The sequence below is a fragment of the Amycolatopsis sp. WAC 04169 genome (assembly GCF_003947535.1).
GTDB lineage: Bacteria > Actinomycetota > Actinomycetes > Mycobacteriales > Pseudonocardiaceae > Amycolatopsis > Amycolatopsis keratiniphila.
Window position 1 is genome coordinate 119321 of record NZ_QHJI01000011.1, and the last position, 20236, is coordinate 139556.

The 20236-nt window shown below is 69.6% G+C and carries 12 protein-coding genes; 2 read left to right on the plus strand and 10 right to left on the minus strand.

From position 1 onward, the window contains the following. Nucleotides 1-4: 4 nt before the first annotated feature. The 10 genes from DMC61_RS30040 to DMC61_RS41975 form a co-directional block, all read right to left on the minus strand. A complete protein-coding gene (locus tag DMC61_RS30040) occupies nt 5-1042 on the minus strand; it encodes an ornithine cyclodeaminase family protein (RefSeq protein ID WP_125693324.1) in 1038 nt (345 codons plus the stop codon). After that, complete coding sequence (locus DMC61_RS30045) at nt 1039-1965, minus strand: ornithine carbamoyltransferase (protein ID WP_125693326.1); 927 nt, start codon at nt 1963-1965, stop codon at nt 1039-1041. Before DMC61_RS30045 ends, DMC61_RS30040 begins: the two co-directional genes overlap by 4 nt. 9 nt (nt 1966-1974) lie before the next feature. Further along, nucleotides 1975-2961: a 2,3-diaminopropionate biosynthesis protein SbnA gene (sbnA, locus tag DMC61_RS30050; RefSeq protein ID WP_233595011.1), complete on the minus strand. Its 987-nt coding sequence runs from the start codon at nt 2959-2961 to the stop codon at nt 1975-1977. Next, nucleotides 2948-3892 (minus strand): threonine/serine dehydratase, encoded by a 945-nt coding sequence (locus DMC61_RS30055; RefSeq protein WP_125693328.1) that lies wholly within the window; start codon nt 3890-3892, stop codon nt 2948-2950. The genes sbnA and DMC61_RS30055 overlap by 14 nt, the downstream gene beginning before the upstream one ends. A 181-nt stretch (nt 3893-4073) precedes the next feature. Next, complete coding sequence (gene catC / locus DMC61_RS30060; RefSeq protein ID WP_016334342.1) at nt 4074-4355, minus strand: muconolactone Delta-isomerase; 282 nt, start codon at nt 4353-4355, stop codon at nt 4074-4076. A 25-nt stretch (nt 4356-4380) separates the two neighbouring features. After that, complete coding sequence (gene catA, locus DMC61_RS30065) at nt 4381-5232, minus strand: catechol 1,2-dioxygenase (protein ID WP_125693330.1); 852 nt, start codon at nt 5230-5232, stop codon at nt 4381-4383. Between the two features lie 26 nt (nt 5233-5258). Then, the gene (locus DMC61_RS30070; RefSeq protein ID WP_125693332.1) at nt 5259-6362 is read right to left on the minus strand and encodes a mandelate racemase/muconate lactonizing enzyme family protein; all 1104 of its coding nucleotides are present in this window, start codon (nt 6360-6362) and stop codon (nt 5259-5261) included. Then, the gene (locus DMC61_RS30075; RefSeq protein ID WP_125693334.1) at nt 6362-7267 is read right to left on the minus strand and encodes a LysR substrate-binding domain-containing protein; all 906 of its coding nucleotides are present in this window, start codon (nt 7265-7267) and stop codon (nt 6362-6364) included. The genes DMC61_RS30070 and DMC61_RS30075 overlap by 1 nt, the downstream gene beginning before the upstream one ends. Nucleotides 7268-7659: 392 nt before the next feature. Further along, nucleotides 7660-7797 (minus strand): hypothetical protein, encoded by a 138-nt coding sequence (locus tag DMC61_RS41785; protein ID WP_233595022.1) that lies wholly within the window; start codon nt 7795-7797, stop codon nt 7660-7662. Nucleotides 7798-7955: 158 nt separating this feature from the next. Then, nucleotides 7956-8087 carry a hypothetical protein gene (locus tag DMC61_RS41975; RefSeq protein WP_255431664.1) on the minus strand — a complete coding sequence of 44 codons (132 nt, stop codon included), beginning with the start codon at nt 8085-8087 and terminating at the stop codon, nt 7956-7958. Nucleotides 8088-8417: 330 nt separating this feature from the next. Between DMC61_RS41975 and DMC61_RS30085 the strand changes: the two genes are divergently transcribed. Continuing rightward, nucleotides 8418-9074 (plus strand): helix-turn-helix domain-containing protein, encoded by a 657-nt coding sequence (locus DMC61_RS30085; protein WP_158634148.1) that lies wholly within the window; start codon nt 8418-8420, stop codon nt 9072-9074. Between the two features lie 152 nt (nt 9075-9226). After that, entirely contained in the window at nt 9227-20146 is a 10920-nt protein-coding gene (locus DMC61_RS30090) for a calcium-binding protein (RefSeq protein WP_125693338.1), read from the plus strand. The last annotated feature ends 90 nt before the right edge of the window (nt 20147-20236 follow it).

Below are 20236 nucleotides of genomic sequence, written 5' to 3' on the forward strand. Positions count from 1 at the left end.
AGGCTCAGCCGAGTTGGAGGGCGGTACCGAGGCTCTCCGCCCGGGCCTGCGCGGAGACCGCCGCGTACAGCGCGACGTCGAGGACTCCCATGCCGAACGGGTTCAGCACCACATACGGCGACGCGACCCCGTCCGCGCGGTGCCGTCCCGTCAGGATCCCGCCCAACGTGCCGTCGAGAGGGCGTGCCGGCCCGGTGGAATCGGGGTGCCCGAACAGGCCTTCCGCCATCAGGCGGCCCAGCGGCCGGCGTGGGTTGTCGGCCACCAGGTCCACGTCGTCGACGTACACCGCCGCCGCGTCGCGGAACGCCGCGTCCGTCAGGTCGCCGAGGGAGACGTTGATCAGCAACGCGCCCGACGAGGCCCAGTCCGGCTCGACGTAGCCGGTGTCCATGGTGGTCGTGAACACGGCGACCTCGGCCGCGGACACCGCTTCCCGCGCGTTCGAGCAGACCTGCGCCGAGATCCCGGGCAGGGTGGCGGCCAAGGCCTGCGCGGCGTCCGGAAACCGGTCGTACAGTGTGACCTTCCGCAGCGAGGGCAGCCGTTCGGCGAGCAGCGCGGCGTGCATCCGCCCCTGAGCGCCGCAACCGACGACGGCCAGGGAAACCGCTCCGCCGTATCCGAGCGCGTCCACCCCCACCGCGCTCACCGCCGCCGTCCGGACCGCGCTCAGCAGGCCTGCCTCCATGATCGTGGTGATCCGGGCGGTCTCCGCGTCGAAGCACAGGCCGATTCCGCCGGCGCGTTCCAGCCCGATGGCGGGATTGGACACACTGGCGTTGATGATCTTCATCCCGTACGCCGACCGCACCGCGCCCGGCATCCCGATCGACCGGGTGTAGGCACCTCGGGAGTTCTCCCAGCGCAGGTACGCCTCGGCGGGCAGGAGACTGATGCCGCGGTCGTGGTCGGCCAGTGTTTCGCGGACGACGTCGACCGGGTCGAGGTTCGTCAGGCACTTGCGGACCTCTTCACGGGACAGCATGGTCACCTCGCCCGCACCGGACAGGCCGCTCTCGGCCACGTCGAACCAGCTCACGCCAAGTCCTCCCCGCCGCACCATTCGAGCGCGGCCATCGCGCTGTACAGCTTGTTCTCCGCCTGCGCGAAGGCGACGGAACGCGGCCCGTCGAGCACGTCGGCCGTGACCTCCTCGCCCCGGTGCGCGGGCAGGTCGTGCAGGAACAACGCGTCCGGACTGGTCCGCCACAGGTCCGCGGTCACCTGGAACGGCGCGAAAACCGTCCGCCAGCCGGGGTCCGGTTTGGACGTTCCCGTGGTCTGCCATCGGGTGGTGTAGACGATGTCGACGCCGCCGGGCAGGTCGAGGACGTCGTGTCGCTCCACAATGGACGAACCGTGCCGGGCGGCGTGCTTGCCCGCGCGCTCCAGGACGTCCGGGTCGACGCCGTAGCCCGGCGGAGTGCGAAGATGCAGCTCGGTGCCGGGGAAGCGGCTGAGCGCCAGCGCCAAGGCCGCCGCCGTGTTGTTGCCCTCGCCGAGATACAGCATGCGGATGCCGTCGACGCGGCCGAAGCGCTGGACGATCGTCGTCAGATCCGCCAGCGCCTGGGTCGGGTGCTCGTCGGCGCTCATCGCGTTGACGACGGCCATCCGGTCCTGCGCGGCGATGGCCCGGAGCTCCGCCGGATCGGCCGCCGTGCGCGCCACCAGGAAGTCCAACATCGACGACAGCACTCGTCCGGTGTCCTCGATGGACTCCCCGGTGTTGGTCTGGAGATCGTTCGGGCCGTAGGCGATGATCCGGGCGCCCAGCCGCAGCGCGCCCGCGGAGAACGCGGTGCGTGTACGGGTGGAAGTCTTGCGGAAGTGGATGCCGACGACCGCGCCGTCCAAAGTGGAATAGGTCGCGCGCGGCCGTTCCGCCAGCAGGACGGCTCGGCCGACGATGGCGCGCAGGTCGTCGTCGGTGAGGTCGTCGAGTGAGATGAGGTGACGCAAGGGGGCTCCTCAGGAAATCGTGGCCAGGGCGCGGGCGGGCACTTCGCCGAAATGACCGAGGACCCACGCGTCGGAGTAGATGGTGTCGAGATAGCGGTTGCCGTCGTCGGGGAAGACGAGCACGCACCGGGATCCCGGCGGGATGCGGTCGCGCAGCTTCGTCAGCGCGGCCACGGTCGCGCCGGAGGAACCGCCCGCGAGGATGGCTTCGCGGGCGACGAGCGTCCGGCAGGCCCGCACGCATTCGAGATCGGTCACGTGCACGACCTCGGCCATCGCGGAGGTGTCGACCAGTGGCGGCCGCCGTCCGGCGCCGTGGCCCGGGATCCGGCGTTCTTCCGTCGGCACGTGGAAGATCGCGCTGCCGGCGGCGTCGACCGCGATCAGCTTCGTGGCCAGCCCTTCGCGCCGGATGTAGTCGGCGCATCCGCGCATCGTGCCGCCGGTGCTGACCGCGCAGAACAGGTAGTCGACGCGGCCGTCGAGCGCGTCGGCTATCTCGCGCATCGTGTGCTCGTGGGCCGCCGGGTTGAGCGGGTTCGCGTACTGATCGGGCCAGAACGCGTCCGGCAGCAGGGCGAGGAGCTCACGGACGCGGGCGATCCGGGCGCCGAGCAGGTCGCCGTCGACCGGGGCTGTCACGACCTCGACCGTGGCGCCGTAGGCCCGCAGCAGCGCGAGGGTCTGCGCGGTCGTGCGGGTGTCGACCACGCACACGAGGTCGAGCCCGAAGTACGCGCACATCTGGGCGAGCCCGACGCCGAGATTGCCCGAAGTGGACTCGACGACCACCGATCTTCCCGGTACGAGCCTGCCGGACCGGATCTCGCCGTGGAGCATGTTCAGCGCGGTCCGGTCCTTGACGCTGCCGCCGGGGTTGAACTTCTCCAGTTTCGCGAACACCCGGGAGCCCGTCAGTGGCACGACCCGGTCCAGGGCGACCAGGGGAGTGTTCCCGATCGTCGCGAGCACTCCGCCGATCTCAGCCGTGCTCAACGGACACCCGCTCTCTCGTCGCCCCCAGTGGTGGCGCGGCGACGTTCCCGCCGGAGACGACGGCGACCGTCGTCCTTCCCACCGGACCGGCGCGCCCGGTCAGGCAGGCGGCGGTCGCCACCGCACCGCTCGGCTCGGCGATCACGCCGAACCGGGCGAACAGGAACGCCTGCGCGTCGACGATGCTTTCCTCGTCGACCGTGACGACGTCGTCCACGAGCGTCTTGACGTGCTCCCACGCCAGTTCGCCGAGCACCGGGGCGCGCAGGCCGTCGGCGATCGTCCGGTAGGTCCGCGACACCGGCCAGCGGGTGAGGCGGCCGGTGCGGAACGAGTCGGCCGCGTCGGCGGCGAGTTCGGGCTCCACACCGACGACCCGCGTGCCAGGCGAGTACGCCTTGACCGCGACGGCGACGCCGGCGAGCAGGCCGCCGTTGCAGACCGGGACCAGGACGGTGCCCGCGTTCGGCAGGTCTTCGACGATCTCCGCGCCGACCGTGCCGTGGCCGGCGATCACCGCGAAATCGGCCGACGTGATCAGCGTGGCGCCGGTGCGGGCCAGGAGTTCGGCCGTCGCGGATTCCCGTTCGTCCGGTGGCACGACGAGCACTTCGGCGCCGAGTGCGCGGACCGCGTCGACCTTCAACGCGGGCGCGGTTTCGGGTAGTACGACCGTGGCCTTCAGCCCTTGGCGGGCCGCGGCGTAGGCGACCGCGCGGCCGTGGTTGCCGGAGGACTGGGCCAGCACGTGGCCCGTCAGCCCGGCGACCGCGTTGAGCGCGCCGCGGACCTTGAACGAGCCGGTCCGCTGCCGGTTCTCCGGTTTGATCCACAGCCCGCCGACCGGCCCGAGCACGGGGGTGCGGCGCACGGAGCACCGGATCCGGTCGGCCGCCCGTGCGACGTCGGTCCCGGTCACCAGACGCGTCATCGGGTCACTCCGCCGAACTCCTTCACCCCAGCCGGTCCGAAGTGGACCTCGGCCGATTCAACTGGGGCCGGACCGGTGCGGTCCATGAAGAACCGACCGGAACTTCGGGGGCGGAAGTTCCGGTCGGCGGAGCTCGTTCACCGACCGGAACGGCGGGCACACGGACCGCGATCGAGCTGCGTCAGCCCATGACCTTCGACGGATGCGTGGCCAACGGCGTGACCTCGATGTCCATGTACGGGAACAACGGCAAACCGGACAACAGCGTGTGCAGCTCGTCGTGGTCCGCGACGTCGAGGATCGAGAAGTTGGCGTATTCGCCCGCGATCCGCCAGAGCTGCGGCCACTTGCCTTCGCGTTGCAGCCGCTGGCTGTACGCCTTTTCCCGCGCGATGATGTCGGTCCGCTCCGCCGGGTCGAGGTCCGGTGGCAGGCGAACGTCCATGCGGACGTGATAGAGCATCGATCACTCCAAAAAGGACATTCGGTCAGGGGCGTTCGGGGTCGAGGACGAAGCCGTACTCGATGGCCTCGCCGTCACCCGACGGGCGCGGGTCCAGCACCAGTTCCGGCTTGACCGCCGAAGCGATGTCGTCGTCGTTGTGCTCGTCGCCGGGGAAGTACAGCTGCGCGGTGAGCAGTTCGTGGCCGGGTGCCGAGACCTTGACGTGCAGATGCGCCGGGCGCCACGCGTGCCAGCCCGCCGCGGCGATGAGCTTGCCGCACGCGCCGTCGGTCGGGATCTGGTACGGGGCGGGGCGCACGGTGCGGATCTCGAAACGGCCTTCGTCGTCGGTGGTGAAGCTCGCGCGCAGGTTCCACTCCGGGATGCTGGGCGCGAACTGGGAGTAGAAGCCGTCGGCGTCGGCGTGCCACAGCTCGACCTTCGCGCCCGCCAGCGCGGAGCCGTCGGTGGAGGTGACCCGGCCGGTCCAGCTGAGCGGCGTACCGGCCTCGTCCTCGCGCATCGGGACCGAACCGCGAGCACCCTGCTCGGGCGCGCCGGGAACGTAGTACGGGCCTTCGATGGTGCCCTTGTTGCCCTCGCGGTGCTCGGTGGCGACCTCTTCGACGACATGTTCCACCCACACGTCGAGGAACAGCGGCCACTCGCCGTCCTCGCCCACGCTGATCAGCCACGATTTGAGCGCGTTGTACTCGTCGTAGGTGACCTTGTGCTTCCGGATCGTGCCGTGCACCGCTTCCAGCACCTCGCGAGCCAGCAGGCTGACCCGTTCCTTGGGTGTTCCGGCGACACCGGCGAACTTGTCGCTCTTGAACCGCTCGGTGGCGTTGGCGCCGGACGCGGCCGCGGTGGCGGTCTCGTGGATGGCGGTCATGAATCCTCCTTGATTCGTGGTGGGCGTCAGTGGTCCTGGCGGTAGCGCCGGAGCTTCTCGGGATCGATTTCGGCGCCGAGGCCGGCGCCGGGGCGGACGGTGAGCTCGCCGTCGATGATGCGCAGGGGCTCGGTCAGCAGGTCGTCGCTCATGTCGAGGAAGTTCGAGAGCTCGCCGGGGCGGCGGGACGTCAGCTCGTAGGCCGAGCCGAACGCGACCGTGCACAGCGAGCCGAGCTGGCCGTCGATCTGGTTGCCCATCACGACCTCCAGGCCGAGTCCCTCGGCGAGGTGGTGCGTGCGCTGCGAACGGGTGAAGCCGGTCCGGGCGGTCTTGATGCTGATCGCGGTGGCGGAGCCGCCGAGCACCTCACGGGTGACGTCGGCCGGGGTCACGGCGGATTCGTCGGCGATGAACGGAACGCCGATCTGCCCCACGAGCCAGCGCCTGCCGAGGACGTCGTCGGCCGGGCACAGCTCTTCGGCGAAGAGCAGGCCGAGGTCGGCCATCTCCCGCATCGCACGGGCCGACTCGGCGGCGGTCCAACCGCGGTTGCCGTCGATGTAGAGGTCGACGCCGTCGCCGAAATGCTCCCGCAGCGCGCGCACGACGGCGGTGTCGAGCGACACGGGACGGCGGCCGACCTTGACCTTGAAGGTGCTGATGCCGTGGGTGTCGCGCATCTTCTCGGCTTCGGCGACCATCGCGGACGGCTCGTCGAAGCCGAGCATGTGGGAGACGCGCATGCGGTCGGTGTAGCCGCCGAGCAGTTCGGTCACCGACACGTCGAGGCTGCGGCCGAGCGCGTCCCAGACGGCCATGTCGATGGCGGATTTCGCGGTCGGGTTGCCGACCGTGCGGGCGAGCCGGGCGTGCACCGTTTCCCGGTCGAGCAGGCTGAGACCGACGATCTGCGGGGCGAACAGGGAGTCGATCACCGCGATGATCCCCGCCTGGGTCTCGCCGTAGGTGAACGGCCGCGGGGGTGCCTCGGCCACGCCGACGACGCCGTTGTCGGCGTGCACTCGCACGAGGACGTGCTCGGCGACGTGCACCTCTCCCGAAGCGAACTTCAGCGGTTTTCGGTACGGGATGGCGAACGGGATCGCCTCGACTCGCGTGATCTTCATCAGGTGCCCCCTGTGGACGGTGCGACGGAAGGAAAGACGTCCTCGAGCGCGTCGAGGACGGTCGTGACGAGCGGGGACGGGGTCTCGCGGTGCCAGGCCAGCGCCAGCTCCACGGTCGCCGCTCCGGCGAGGTCGCGGAACACGACACCGGCCAGGGGGAGGGCGCGGGCCGCGGCGGGCACCACGCCGACTCCCAACCCTCCGGCGACCAGGGCCAGCAGGACCGCGGTTCCGGATGCCTCGTGCAGCTGATGGGGCGTGAGCCCGGCCTCGCGGCAGCTGCGCGCGACGGCTTCGTACACGACCGAGTTGCGCCGGTCGTAGGTGACGAGCGGTTCGGTCCGCAGATCCGCCATCGCGACCACGGGTTCGACGGCCAGCCGGTGGTCGGCCGGGACGGCGAGGATCAGCGGTTCGCTCTCGATCACCCGGAAGTCGATGTCGTCCCCGGTGACCGGAGGGCGGAGCACCCCGATCCCCAAGGTGCCCGTGCGCAGGCGTTCACACTGTTCGACGGTCAGCAGATCGGCGCGGATCTCCAGCTCCACCTGTGGCACCCGCTGCGCGAGCGCCCTGGCCAGATGCGGCAGGTGGGAGAAGGCCGCCGTGCCGGTGAACCCGACCCGGAGCAGGCCCAGCTTGCCTTCGCCGATCCGCCGCACCCCGCGGACACCCACGTCCAGCCCGGCGAGCACGCGCCGGGCTTCGGCCAGGAAGAACTCACCCGCCGGCGTCACCCGGACCTGGCGGGTGGTCCGGGCCAGCAGGACGACGCCCAGTTCGTCCTCCAACTGCCGGATGGTGTGCGAGAGCGCCGGCTGCGCGACGTGCAGCTGCTCGGCCGCCCGGCCGAAGTGACATGTCTCGGCGACGGTGACGAAGTAACGCAGGTGACGAAGTTCCATGAGACGCCTCCTCCCTGCCTCTGTCGCCGATTCGTTCACGGTAGGAAGCGGAATCATCGAAGACAAAGACTTTATTGCGGTCTATTGATAAACAGAAGTTATCAATAGGCCTGGCTGGGTTCGGTTTCTGGCCGGGGGTGTCTTAAGTACCTACGCGGAGCGCGGCTGCGGCTGATCCAACCTGCGTCAGTAGGCACTAACGGAGTGGTGTGGGCTGAAGGCTCCCTTCACCGAGTCTGATGCGACGAAAGGAGCCTTCGCCCCCGGTCGGCTACGGGAGCGGCGGTTCGGCCGTAGGTGCCGCCTCGTGAGTGTTTTGGGTCGTTAGAACGATCATCGCCACTCACGACGCCCCGGGCCCTGACTCTCAAGCAGGGAACACGGCCGAGTTTTCAGGCGTGGCCGGGCGTGCGGCGGAGGAGGACGAGGCGATCGGCGACGCCGCGATCGTTCGCCGCGCGATACGCGTCCTCCAAAGCGCCGCCGGAGATGTCCACGCCTTCGGCGAGCAGATGCGGCCGCGTGGCCAGGGCTCGCGGGAGCCATTCTCCGGTGCCGCATCCGAGATCGAGGACGCGCTCGTCACCCTCGGGGAAGGCCCCGGTTCAGGAGCCGGTCGACCGACGCGTCGTCCAGTGGCGACTTGATCGGGTGATCGGCATGGGCGATACGGGAGATTGTGCACGGTTCACGTGTGGAGTCCTTCGACAACGAGGCCGGCGTCGTCGGCCCACGGGGTTGACTGGGCGTACGCGAGCGCGATCCTCGACGTCGGGAAGCGACGGAAGATCGGGTTCGGCAGCTCGACATATGTGCGCATGTGCTGCACACCTCCCTTTCCGTGATGGTCCGTCCTGATGCCGTCGGCCGGCCCCTAGCCAGGCGAGAAACGGGCACGCAATCGAGATTTCGACGGCCCGCCCGGCTCACATCAGGCGGGGCGGTTTCGTCGTGATGCCGAGAACGCTTCGGCCACGAGCCCAGCATGACGACCGTGACCCCCGCTCATGATCGGCTCGAAGGTGACCCTGCAGTTGACCGTCGCCGCGAGCCGGCCGATACGCCGTTCGCCGTAACGCCCGGTCGCGGGCGGACGACAACTCAGGCACGAAGAGCCGATCGGTGCAGGCGACCGCGGTGGAGGTCACTGATGCTTACGGACGATGTGACCGGCACCGTCAGGGGGATCCCGATGGGCATGGCGCGCGTGCCCGGTCGCTCGGTGCTCGAGGGCGCGTTCGCGTTGCTCGAGGTGCTCGCCGCCGCCGACGCGGGCGCGGGCCTGGGGTTGACCGAGGCGGCTCAGCGGGCGGGCCTGCCCAAGTCGACGGCCCATCGGCTGCTGGAGCAGATGTGCGGGATCGGCGCGGTCGAACGGCTGTTCCGCGGCTACGTCGTCGGCCCGCTGGCTGGCACGCTCGTTCAGGGCCGGGGACGACTACACGCGAGAATCCGCGCCGCCGTGGGGAAACCGGCGCTCCGGCTGGCGAAACTGACCAGGACCGACGTCGCGGTGTGCGTACTGGCGGGATCGGACGTCGTGGTCGTCGCGGCCGTCTCGGGGCACTCCGCGAGCGTGCCCGCCGTCTCGCCGGGCACGGTGCTGCCGTCCTCGGCCGCGGTGGCCGGAGCGCTGCTCGGTGGTGTCGCGCATGGTGCCGCCGCGCCGATCCGATGCGCGGAAGGCCGGATCGTGGCCGCGATCGGCCTGCTGACCATCCCGGCGAGCGACCTCGCGGTGATGCGGCGGCTGGTCGACGCCGCCGCGCTGGAGGCCGGTCGCGAGTTGACCGAATCCGCGCACTGATGGCCGGGAAGTCACCAGTCCGCTGAGCGGACCGCCCTCTTCACGCGGATTTCACCTTTGGTCAGCCTTCTCCGAGGGAACGGCGCGTCGTCGCGCGCCCGTGAACGGGGAGGTGCCCGATGGGCTCACGGACCGGCTCAAGGTGGCTCGCGTTGGCGACGGCGTTCGTCGTTTCGATCGGGATGGGCGTGGCGGTCACCCCGCCGCCGGCCCGGGCGGCGAGCCCGGGTGTCGGCACGCTGGTCAACGCGTTGGCCGGGCCTGCGAACAGCTTCGCGACCTGGAGCAAAGGCCTCGGCACGATCGGGCAGTTGGCGAAGGCGCTGCCCGCCGTACAGACCAGCCCCGGCGCCGCGCTCGGGTTCGACACCCTGGCACAGGAGGCGTTCAACACCGGCGCCAAGAAGCTCTCCGCCGCGGTCGACGACGCCGATCTGGACATCGACCAGCCGATCACGTTGTCGGCCGACCGGACCGGGACGCTCAAGACCACGCTGAGCACCGTCGGCGAGGACAAAAGACTCGATCTCACCCTGACCGTCTCCCGCGTGCTGCTGAACCAGGCGCTGAACATCCCGGTCCCGATCGGGGAGGGCGGGAACGCCCCGCAGTCGGCGTTCTCCTCCACCGGCGGCGTGCGGCTCACCGTCGGCACCACGGTGAAGCTCACCTTGATCTGGGACAAGGCGCACGACAAGGCCTACATCCTCAACGACGGTACGACGCCGGCGTTCACCGTCGACGCCTCGGCCGATTTCCCCGACGCGAACGCCATCAAGGCCGCCAACGCCGCGATCGGTGTCCTCGGGGTGAAGCTCGTCGAGACCGACACCTCGCTGGACCTGAAGGCGCATTTCGCCGCCACGATCAACGACCCGGACAACGACGGGCGGCTGGCGTTCCTCAACAACGACGGCACCGCGGGCGAGCTGGCCCAGAACGGTTCGCTGGCCGGTCTGGTCAGCTTCGGCTTCGCCAGCCCGGCGGGGTCGCTGAACGGTTCGCTGCACCTCGCGGCCGCGCCCGCCGCTTCCTTCTCGCTGAACCTTCCCTCGGTGGACGCCAAGATCGGCCTCAGCTGGCCGGACATCGCCACCGGGACGCCGGAGATCAAACCGGAAGGCATCGGCACCGTCGGCCCGTTCCTCAACCTGACCCCGCGTGATCTGGCCACCGGCCTCGCGCAACTGGCGACGACGCTGACCTCGATCCAGCGCGCGAAGTGGGGCGACGCGGCGAACCCGATCGGCAACCTCGACCTGCCGTTCCTCAAGGGCACCCTCGCCGACGCGATCCAGCTCAACGAGTCGATCAAGAAGTTCCTGCAGGACAACACGAAGACCGCGGCGGACCCGACACAGGCCGGTGAACCGCTGTTCGTTTCGCTGCAGCAGATGCTCGACAAGCTGAACACCGCGGCGAACCTGCCCGGCGGTGGCAAGATCGGCATCTCCGACGTCCACTTCCCGCCGGGTTCGACCAAGCTCGACTTCAAGATCACGTTGTCCCGTAAGGCCCCGGCGACGGCCGTGGATCTCAACGCGGCCGCCGCGGCGGCGTCCGGGCCGGCGGGCAGCCCGGCGAAGACCAGCTACACGCAGACCACCCTCAAGGACGAGAACCAGAGCTGGAAGCCGGGGGACTTCGCCGGACGGCGTGTCGTCGCCGGCGCGGCGGGGGCGACCGTCGAGAACAACGACGGGAACACGCTCTTCCTGCAGGCGCCGGGCTGGACGCCGGTCATCCCGGCCGCCAACGCGCCGTACACGATCTCCGGGATGCAGGGCGACGTCGGCGTCGTCCAGCTCGGCAACGACCTGAAGACCGGCGGCCGTGGCGTGGGCGAGGCCAACGCCGTCAACGCCACCGCGAAGGTCAAGCCCAGCTACGACGCCGCGGTCACTCTCGTGCTCGACCTGCAGAACCCGACCGTGCACAACCCGCCGATCGAGCAGAAGAACCCGGACGGCAGCACGATCCTCGTCGGCGCGACACCGACCGGGCCGGACCGGGTGCTGCTGCGCACTTCCGGCGCTCCGACGCTGTTCACCGCCGACTTCCCGATGGACGCGGGCATCGACCTGTTCGCCAACGCCGGCTTCCTCCAGGTGCAGTTGAAGGGCGCGGCACGCGTCTGCCATCCGAACGCGGGCGCCGACTGTGCCGGGACACCGGGCGCGGACGACCACATGGCGCAGGTGAAGTTCAAGGACCTCGGTGACCTGACCTTCGGCGCGGTCGTGGACAAACTGCTGCACGATCCCGGCGCGCTGCTCGACTTCCAGGTGCGTGTCCGCGGTGCCGGCGGCGTGGACGCCAGCGCGCCGGGTACGGGTGACTTCCTGAAGGGCGCCTCCGCGCACGCGGGCTTCACCTGGAACGACCTCACCAAGACGACCGGTCCCGACGGGCCGCAGTTCAGCACGAGCGACCTGTCGGAACTGGTGAACTTCGACTTCGACCCGGCCAACCCGAAGGCGCTCTTCTCGATCCTCCTCAAGACACTGCAGACCCTCGACGCGTCCCTCTCCGACGCTTCGCCGTCGGGCGCCGCGGTGTTCGGCACGAAGATCCCGCTCGTCGGCCGTTCGCTCAAAGACCTGTTGCGGGCCGACGAATCCGGCTCCGGCCCGACCGTGAGCTACGGCCCGAATTCGGTGAAGGACACCGCGCGCACCGTCGAGAAGGGCAACGCCTTCCCGCCCTCGCTCGTCGGCCGAACGGTCGTCGCCGGTACCCAGGTGGGCATCGTCGGCAGTGTCACGCCGGACACGCTGGTCCTGGCCGGGCCCTGGGCCAGCAAACCCTCTCCGGCGACCTCGTACGTGATCCGGTCCGAACTGGACGACGTGATCTCGTTGCTGGAGGCGGCGCCCTCGGACAACCTGCAACGCCTCGTCCAGACCGTCAACACGCGGTTCAAGGACAGTGTCCCGGTGACGTTCGAGTACGCCGAACCCGGCGGAACGCCGTCGCTGATCATCCGGCTGGATTGGAAACGCGCCTACCACACCAGCACGCCGGTGCAGTTCGACTTCAGCCTCCCGTCCGGCGGCCAGCGGGTGGCCGGGGTGCAGGGCGACGGCTCGGTCTCGCTCGGCGTCGGCGGTCAGGTCAAGATGGGCCTGGTCGTCCCGTTGCAGCCCGGTGCGGGCCCGGCCGACGCGAACGCGCTACGCGTGCTGGACGATTCGAAGATCGGCGTGAAACTGGACGCCACCGTGGAGAACGCCACCATTGCGACCACCTTGGGCCCGCTGAGCGTGTCACTCGGCGACCCCAAGTCGGCGGACAAGGCGACCGCGAAGGCGTCCTACTCGATCGACCTGGCCAAGAGCGGCGGCACCGGTGCGCCGGTCAGCTTCACCGACTTCCTCGGCGCCGTCGGCCCGACGATCAACGCCGGGAGCACCGCGGTGGGCTGCGGGCTCGACGGCGGGACACCGCTGGCCCTGTGCGCCAAGCTGCCGTTGTACATCAGCGAGGACGGCGGTGCGACCTACAGCAAGGTGATCACCGACGCCACGAAGTCGAACAACTTCGCCTTGCGCCTGCCCAAATCGACCGCGGTCGACGACTACTTCAACCTCGGCGGCGCGGCGATCGACGGGCATCCGCGGCTGGAGACCCCGGATCCGGCACTGCTGGCCGAGGCACTCGCGGCCAAGCTGATCGACTTCGGCAGGCTCGACGGCCTCGACAGCTACCTCAACCTGGTGGAGCAGGCGCTCAACACCGCCAGCTTCGGCGGCAAGCTGCCGCTGCTCGGTGACGACCTCCAGCAGGGCGCGGACTTCATCGGGAAGCTCCGCACCGCGATCCACAACGCGCTGGACCAGCTGCCGGCGAACGGCCACTTCACCGACATGGCCGCCGTACGCGGCTGGGTCAACGACCAGCTCGGTGGGAAGCTCGCCGCCGCGGGCCTCAACCCGGACACGGTCACCGTCGACACCCTGTGCAAGACGCCGTTGGGCACCGTCGGCGCGCCGACGGTGAAGCTGCACGAAGGTGCCACGGCCGCGGACAAGACCTACCGTTACGTCATCGCGTCGTACGTGACGATCGACGGCGCGAAGAAGCAGGCCAAGGCGAGCGACCCCGGCGAAATCACCACCGGCCCGACCGCACTGTCCACAACGGACTCGCTCGACATCGCGTGGGAACCGGTCACCAACGCGGCCGGCTACCAGGTGTTCCGTGAAGAGGGCGGTACCTTCAAGCTGATCGCGGACGTCACCGACGCCAAGTTCACCGACGTCGGGGCCGCCGCGATCGGCGGGGCACCGGAGAACCCGGCCGAGAACCCGCGGCCGCACGACTGCTCGTACAACGACCTCGACGCGGTCACGATCAGCCTGAACGTCAGCCAAGGCGACTTCAGCGGTGACCTGCTGAACTGCGCCGGGCTGCCGTCCGGCCACGAATGCCTCAAGAAGACCGTGCCGCTGGACCTGGGCATCCCCGGGTTCTCGTTGAAGGCCGACGGCGGCGCCGGTCCGGAGGTCCAGCTCGGCTGGCGGCTCCATCTGGCCATGGGTATCAGCCGGAGTGAGGGATTCTTCGTCAGCACCAAGGACTCCGCGCAACCGGAGTTCGCGGTCGGGCTGAACGTCACGCTGCCGAACAAGATCAACGCGCAGCTCGCGTTCATCAACATCACCGCGGAGAACTGCACGAAGCAGAAGAGCGCGGACGACTGCAACCACGCGGCCGCCCCGGCGAACGACGCGGGTGTCCTGCCGTTGTTCGGCGGCGCGTTCAAGATCGACCTGGTGGCGCCGGACGACCCGACCAACGGCAGGCTGCACCTGACCGATCTGCAGAACGCCGGGCTGGACCGGCTCGCCGACGTCAAGCTGCACGCGAGCGCGGACATCAACTGGCTGCTCAAGGCACGGCCGGGTGAGGACGCCGGGTTCCCCGGTATCCAGGCGAACTTCCGGTTGCACTGGGCGTGGAACAACGTCAAACCGGGGACCAACAGCGCCGACGGCGGCAACTCCCCGCTGACGCTGGCCTTCGACAAGGTGGCCATCGACAGCGGCGAGATCTTCGGCAAGATCCTCGGCCCGATCGTGAACAAGATCAAGCAGGTGACCGGCCCGCTCGACCCGGTGATCAAGACGCTGTACGCGCCGATCCCGGTGCTTTCGGACCTGTCGCATCTGGCGGGCGGGGGCGACGTCACGATCGTGTCGATCGGCAAGGCGTTCAGCACGATCGCCGGTGGCCCGGACCTGAAGTTCGTCGACACCATCGCCGGGGTCGTGAACTTCATCAACCACTTCCCGAGTTGCACCACCACCTGTCTCATCCCGCTCGGGTCGTTCGAACTCGGTGGTCAGAAGGCGCTCGACACCACGGTGACGCCGGACAACACCGAGAGCCTGATCAGCGCGAAGAAGGACGCCGGTGGCGGTACCGACTTCGCCCCGATCCTCGGCGCGATCAACGGCAAGAACCAGAACGCCGACCCCGGGTCGGCCAACCCGATGACCACCAAGGCGTCGGCGGCCGGGTTCAGCTTCCCGGTGTTCGAGAAGCCCGCTTCGCTGTTCAACGTGCTGCTCGGCGGGGACGTGGATCTGGTGAAGTTCGACTCCGGTCCACTGCGCCTCGGCTTCGACTGGCGCCAGCAGTTCGGGCCGGTGTACGCGCCGCCGCCGGTGGTGATTACCTTGCACGGTTCGGCGTCGGTGACGCTGCGCATCGTCGCGGGCTTCGACACCTTCGGCATCCGCAAGGCGTTCGAAGCGGCTCGTGCCGGCCAACTCGACCTCGGGACCGTGGGGCAGGCGTTCCTGCAGAGCCTGTTCTTCTACACCACCGAAAACGGGAAGCCGATCCCGGTGGTGTCGTTCACCGGCGAACTCGCGGCGGGAGCGGCCGTCACGGCGGTGATCATCACCGTCGGCATCGAAGGCGGAGTAGGCCTCACGGTCTCGTTCCTGTGGAACGATCCCAACCACGACGGGAAGTTCCGGATCACGGAGTTCCTGCAAACGGCGCTGAACAACCCGATATGCCTGTTCACCGTGTCGGGGCGGCTCTATGTCTTCCTCAAGCTCTACGTGACGGTCGGCTTCGGCCCGTTCTCGGTGTCGTTCAGCTTCACGATCGTCGACGTCACGCTGCTCGACTTCACCGCGACACCGAACTGCACGCCACCACCGCCGAAACTCGGCGGGCTCAGCGGTGACGGCAAGACACTCGTGGTGTACGCGGCCGCGCTCGGCCACACCGCCCAGCGCGGTGGCGGCGCGGGCGACCCGTACGAGTCGGACAAGCAGGAGAAGGACACCGTCAAGATCACGTCGCTGCACGACTACGCGAACCCGGCGAACCCCGCGTTTACCGGCGTGGCCGTGGACATGCTCGGGATCCGGCGCGAGTTCCGGAACGCGAATATCGAGCGAGTGGTCGTGGACGGCCGCGGCTACGGCAAGCCGATGAGCGTGACCTTCATCGGGGACGCCAAGCAGGACACCGCGAAGGACGGCCCACCGCCGCCGACCGCGCAGTTCGACCGGGACGCGATCGTGTTCGGCGGCGAGAAGAACGACCAGATCAAGACCGGTATCGGCAACTCGTGGGTCGATGGCGGCAAGGGCGACGACACCATCGTCACCGGCGACCGCACCGTGCTCGCCGCGGACCGGAAGAGCTATGTCCGAGACGAGGCGAAAGCACGCGTCGCGGGCGGCCCCGGCGTCGACAGCATCACCGTCGGCAACGGAAAGGACGTCGTCGCGGGCGACTCGAGCCTCGGCGCGCCTCCGGTGACCTCGGTCGGGTTGAAGGAGCTGAAGAACGACGGCCGCGACGGTGGCGACCCGCTGGCGGACGGCACCGGCGGTCCGACGGTCTCCGTGCCGAACTGGGCGATCCTGCCCGATCCGGCGGGCGGGACCGGAAGCGGCGACGCGGGCGACACGATCAAGGTCGGGCTCGCCAGGTCGACCGCGTTCGGCAACGGCGGTGACGACACCCTCGGTGTCGCGGCGGACGATCCGCTGAAGGACGTGCCGACACTGCCGCGGGAACTGTTCGTCTCCCCGGGCGCGATCCTCGTCGGCGGTGACGGCAGCGACCGCTTCGCCGGCGGCACCGGGCCGGACGAGATCTACACCGCGGACCAGGTCGACCCGGGAATCGACGGCCACGGCTCGGCCGACGCCAACACCACGGGCGGCCCGGCGGGCGGGCCGATCAACACCGTCGACACCGGTTCCGGTGACGACAAGGTGTTCGGCGGCAAGGGACAGGACCGGGTCACCGGCCACTCGACGAAGACGCAGAAGGACGACTTCCGCGGTGGTGGCGGCAACGACATCCTGTTCGGCGGATTCGGGGCGGACACGCTCTACGGCGGTCCGGACGACGACTACGTCATCGCCGAACCGTCCACCTTGGAGTTCCCGAACCCGGCGAAGACCGACGACTACGGGCCGCTCTATTTCGTCACGCACACGCCGCTCCCGCAGGGGGTGAGCCCGTCGCACAAGACGCTGGTCGGCGGCCTCGGCCGGGACCACATCATCGGCGGCGACGGCGGTGCGGACGTGTACGGCGACAAGCAGACGTCACCGTGCAAGGCCGGTTCGCCACTTCCGTCGACCCCGGTCGACGAGACGGTGAACGACGCGCTCGACGGCAACGACCGGGTCATCGGCGGTGCCGGAGTGGAGAACGTGCGGGCAGGTGGCGGTGACGACAATGTCGACGCCGAGGCGAACGAAGACCTGGTGTGCGGTGAGAAGGGCAAGGACGTCCTGCACGGCGGCCGCGACGCGGACCAGGTCTGGGGCGGCTCGGACGACGATGCCGTCTACGGCGACACCGGGACCGACACCCTGTACGGCAACGACGGCGTCGACACGATGTTCGGTGGCGACGACCCCGACACCATCGAGGGGAACAACGGTAAGGACTGGATCTCCGGCGGCCTGGCCGGCGACGTGATCGTCGGCGGCACACGGGCGGCGGGCCAGCCCGACGACGGCGACAAGCTGTTCGGCGACGGCGGCACCGACACGATCATCGGTGACAACGGCGATCCCGCGGCGGCGGGCGGGCCGGTGTTCGACCTGGCCACCAGCGCGGACGCCACACTAGGCGGCGATGACACCATCGGCGGCGGCATGGACCCCGACGCGCTGTACGGCGGGCTGGAGAACGACACCGTCTCCGGCGGGAAGGACCCGGACCGTATCGAAGGAAACCCCGGTGCCGACACGCTGAACGGCGAGACCGAGGCCGACGACATCATCGGCGGCAGCCACCAGACGCCCGGCGACCCGGCGGCGAAGAACGCGGCCGGCTATCCGGACGCGGGTGACACGATCTCCGGCGGCGACGCCGACGACGTGATCACCGGTGACAACGCCACGATCACCGGTACGGGTGGCGCGGACTCCGGCGACCCGGTCACCCGCGGCCGCGGGCTGTCGGCGGGCAGGCACGTGGTCCTGTTCGACCTCGGCCATGCCCCGAACCCGGCGAACTCCGGCGGCGACACCATTTCCGGCGGTACCGCCACGGACGTCGTCTACGCACAGTCCGGAATGGACACCGTGCACGGCGACGCCGGGGACGACTACGTGGAAGGCGACCAGGACGCCGACAAACTGTTCGGCGACTCCGGGCAGGACGATCTCGTCGGCGGTTCCTCCGCCGTGGAGATGGGCGGCGGCCAGGGCACCGTGGGCCAGCTCGACACCGGGGACACCATCTCCGGCGGCGAGGACGCGGACGTGATCACCGGCGACAACGCGCTCGTGACCAGGGACGCGGGTATCCCGAAGAGCCCGATCACCCAGGGCCGGTTCGACACGGACCTGCCCGGCGCGCTTCCGATGACGCACCGCAGCATCCAGCTGTACGACCTCGGTGACACGCCGGTGCCGAACACCTCCGGCGGCGACGACATCACCGGTGACAACGGATGCGACGCGATCCTCGGCCAGTCCGGGAACGACCGCATCAAGGGCGGCAACGACGGCGACCACGCCGAAGGCGGCCCGGGCCGGGACTGGATCGAAGGCAACAACGGCGACGACGATCTCGTCGGCGGCAGCTCGACGATCCACGGCGACGACACCGCGCTGACCACCCAGGGCCAGCCGGACACCGCGGACGTGGTCTTCGGCGGCACGGGCGACGACGTCGTCCTCGGCGACAACGCGATCACCGACCGGATCGCGCCGCCATCGCCGTACCTGCTGCGGGTGGGCAGCAACGGGACGTTCGAGACGCAGCGTTCCCTGCGGCTGCTGGACCTGTCGTGGAGCAACGGCTTCCTCGGTGCGCCGACGCGATCGGTGGCCGGCGGGGACCAGCTGTCCGGTGGCGGCGGCGTCGACGTGATGTTCGGCCAGGACGGCGACGACCAGATCTCCGGTGGCGCGCACGACGACTACGCCGAGGGCAACGGCGGGCACGACACGATGTTCGGCGACCGCACCCTCGCGGAGGCCGGGATCGCGCTCAGCCCACCGGATCCGGCGTGGCCGGGTGCGGCGTCGGACGACCTCGGCGACGTCTCCGCCCCGAATGGCCAGGACGACCTGATCGGCGGCAGCTCGCTGGAGGTCTTCCGCGACACGGCCGACGACGTGCACGGTGACGGTGCCGCCGACTTCATCCTCGGCGACAACGGCACCGCGGTGCGGGACATCGTGGACCAGACCGGCAAACCGGTGGCGCTCGGCGACGACCCGTCGAAGGTCTCGCTGCCGCTGACGAACCGGATCTACGCGAAGCGCTACTCGGCGTCTCCGCCTGCCGGTGCGGCGTTCGTCCGCCACGGCGTCAACGGCGCGCCGACGCGCTTCTGCACCACCACGCAGGCCACCTGCGAGGCACTCGGCGCCTCCGGCGGCGACAACCTGTGGGGTGACGCGGGGGAGGACACGCAGTACGGCCAGGACGGCGACGACCTGATGTACGGCGACACCGGTACGGCGACGGCTCCGGGTGACGGCGCCGACGACATGTACGGCGAGCTCGGTGGAGACCGGATGTGGGGAACCGGCGGCGAAGACGCCATGGTCGGTGACCGCGGCGGAATCGTGGACGTTTTCCAGAACGGGGCGAACCATTTCGTGATCGATAACCCGCAGGTGCCCGCGATCCATTACGAGGGTTTCTTGGCCGGCTCGGTCACGAGGCAGGTCGATCTCCAGCATGACGTCAACGGCGACACCTTCGCCGCACCCGGCAACGCCCCGGCGATGCCGCACCGCGGTGACCTCGAAGGCGGCGACGACCGTATCCGCGGCGGCGACGACCACGACTCGATCCACGGCGGCTTCGGCGACGACCTGGCCAACGGGGATTCGGGTGGTGACATCGTCTTCGGCGACGACGGCGCGGACGTGCTGTGGGGCGGCAAGGGCGGTACCGACCCGGCCAACCCGAACGACCGGGGTGTCAACGACTCGCTCGTCGACCACATCGCCGGCGGCAAGGGCGCCACATCCGGTCCGTCGGTCGACCCGAACACCGGCGCGCTGGGCTCGGACATCCTCGACTGGCGCCCGCGCGGCACCTACGGCGCACCGGGGCAGACGACCTGCACCGCGAACCCGTGGCCGCAGACGTTCGGCAACGGCAAGAACGCGGTCACCGTCGACCCGTGCACGTGGTTCGAGATGACGAACCTCGACAACGCCGATGTCGCGGACAACCAGCACCACCAGGGCATCGACTGGATCTACGGCGGCTGGGACCGCGACGTGCTGCAGGCCGACGTGGCCGACAACGGGCCCAACCCCGGTGACCGGCTGCTCGACTGGGGCGGTGCGTACAACCTCTACACGCACTGCAACGCGGCCTACGGCGGCTACAACGACGTCCGGCAGCACAGTCCGACGCATCAGGAATTCCTGCAGCGGTGGGCGTACTCGCTGGGTGCCGGTCAGGTGGCCGGGGACGTGACCACGGCGGGCACGTCGGCGTACGACGAGCTGGCGCTGGTGTACCAGCCGGACATGAAGGAGCACGGCACGGGACCGGCGTTCCCGACCACGCCGGGCCACTTCGACAACCCGAACGCGTGCGCACCGTGAGGCCGGTGCCATCTGATCGGTGAGGAGGGTTGCCCGCTGTGGAGGATTTGGGACGTTGAACGTCCTAAATCCTTCACGCTCGAATCGCCT

Coding starts and splice junctions, on each gene's coding strand:
- DMC61_RS30085 (WP_158634148.1), top strand. CDS start 8,418: ATGCTTACGGACGATGTGACCGGCACCGTCAGGGGGATCCCGATGGGC.
- DMC61_RS30075 (WP_125693334.1), bottom strand. CDS start 7,267: ATGGAACTTCGTCACCTGCGTTACTTCGTCACCGTCGCCGAGACATGT.
- DMC61_RS30070 (WP_125693332.1), bottom strand. CDS start 6,362: ATGAAGATCACGCGAGTCGAGGCGATCCCGTTCGCCATCCCGTACCGA.
- DMC61_RS30055 (WP_125693328.1), bottom strand. CDS start 3,892: ATGACGCGTCTGGTGACCGGGACCGACGTCGCACGGGCGGCCGACCGG.
- catC (WP_016334342.1), bottom strand. CDS start 4,355: ATGCTCTATCACGTCCGCATGGACGTTCGCCTGCCACCGGACCTCGAC.
- DMC61_RS41975 (WP_255431664.1), bottom strand. CDS start 8,087: ATGCGCACATATGTCGAGCTGCCGAACCCGATCTTCCGTCGCTTCCCG.
- catA (WP_125693330.1), bottom strand. CDS start 5,232: ATGACCGCCATCCACGAGACCGCCACCGCGGCCGCGTCCGGCGCCAAC.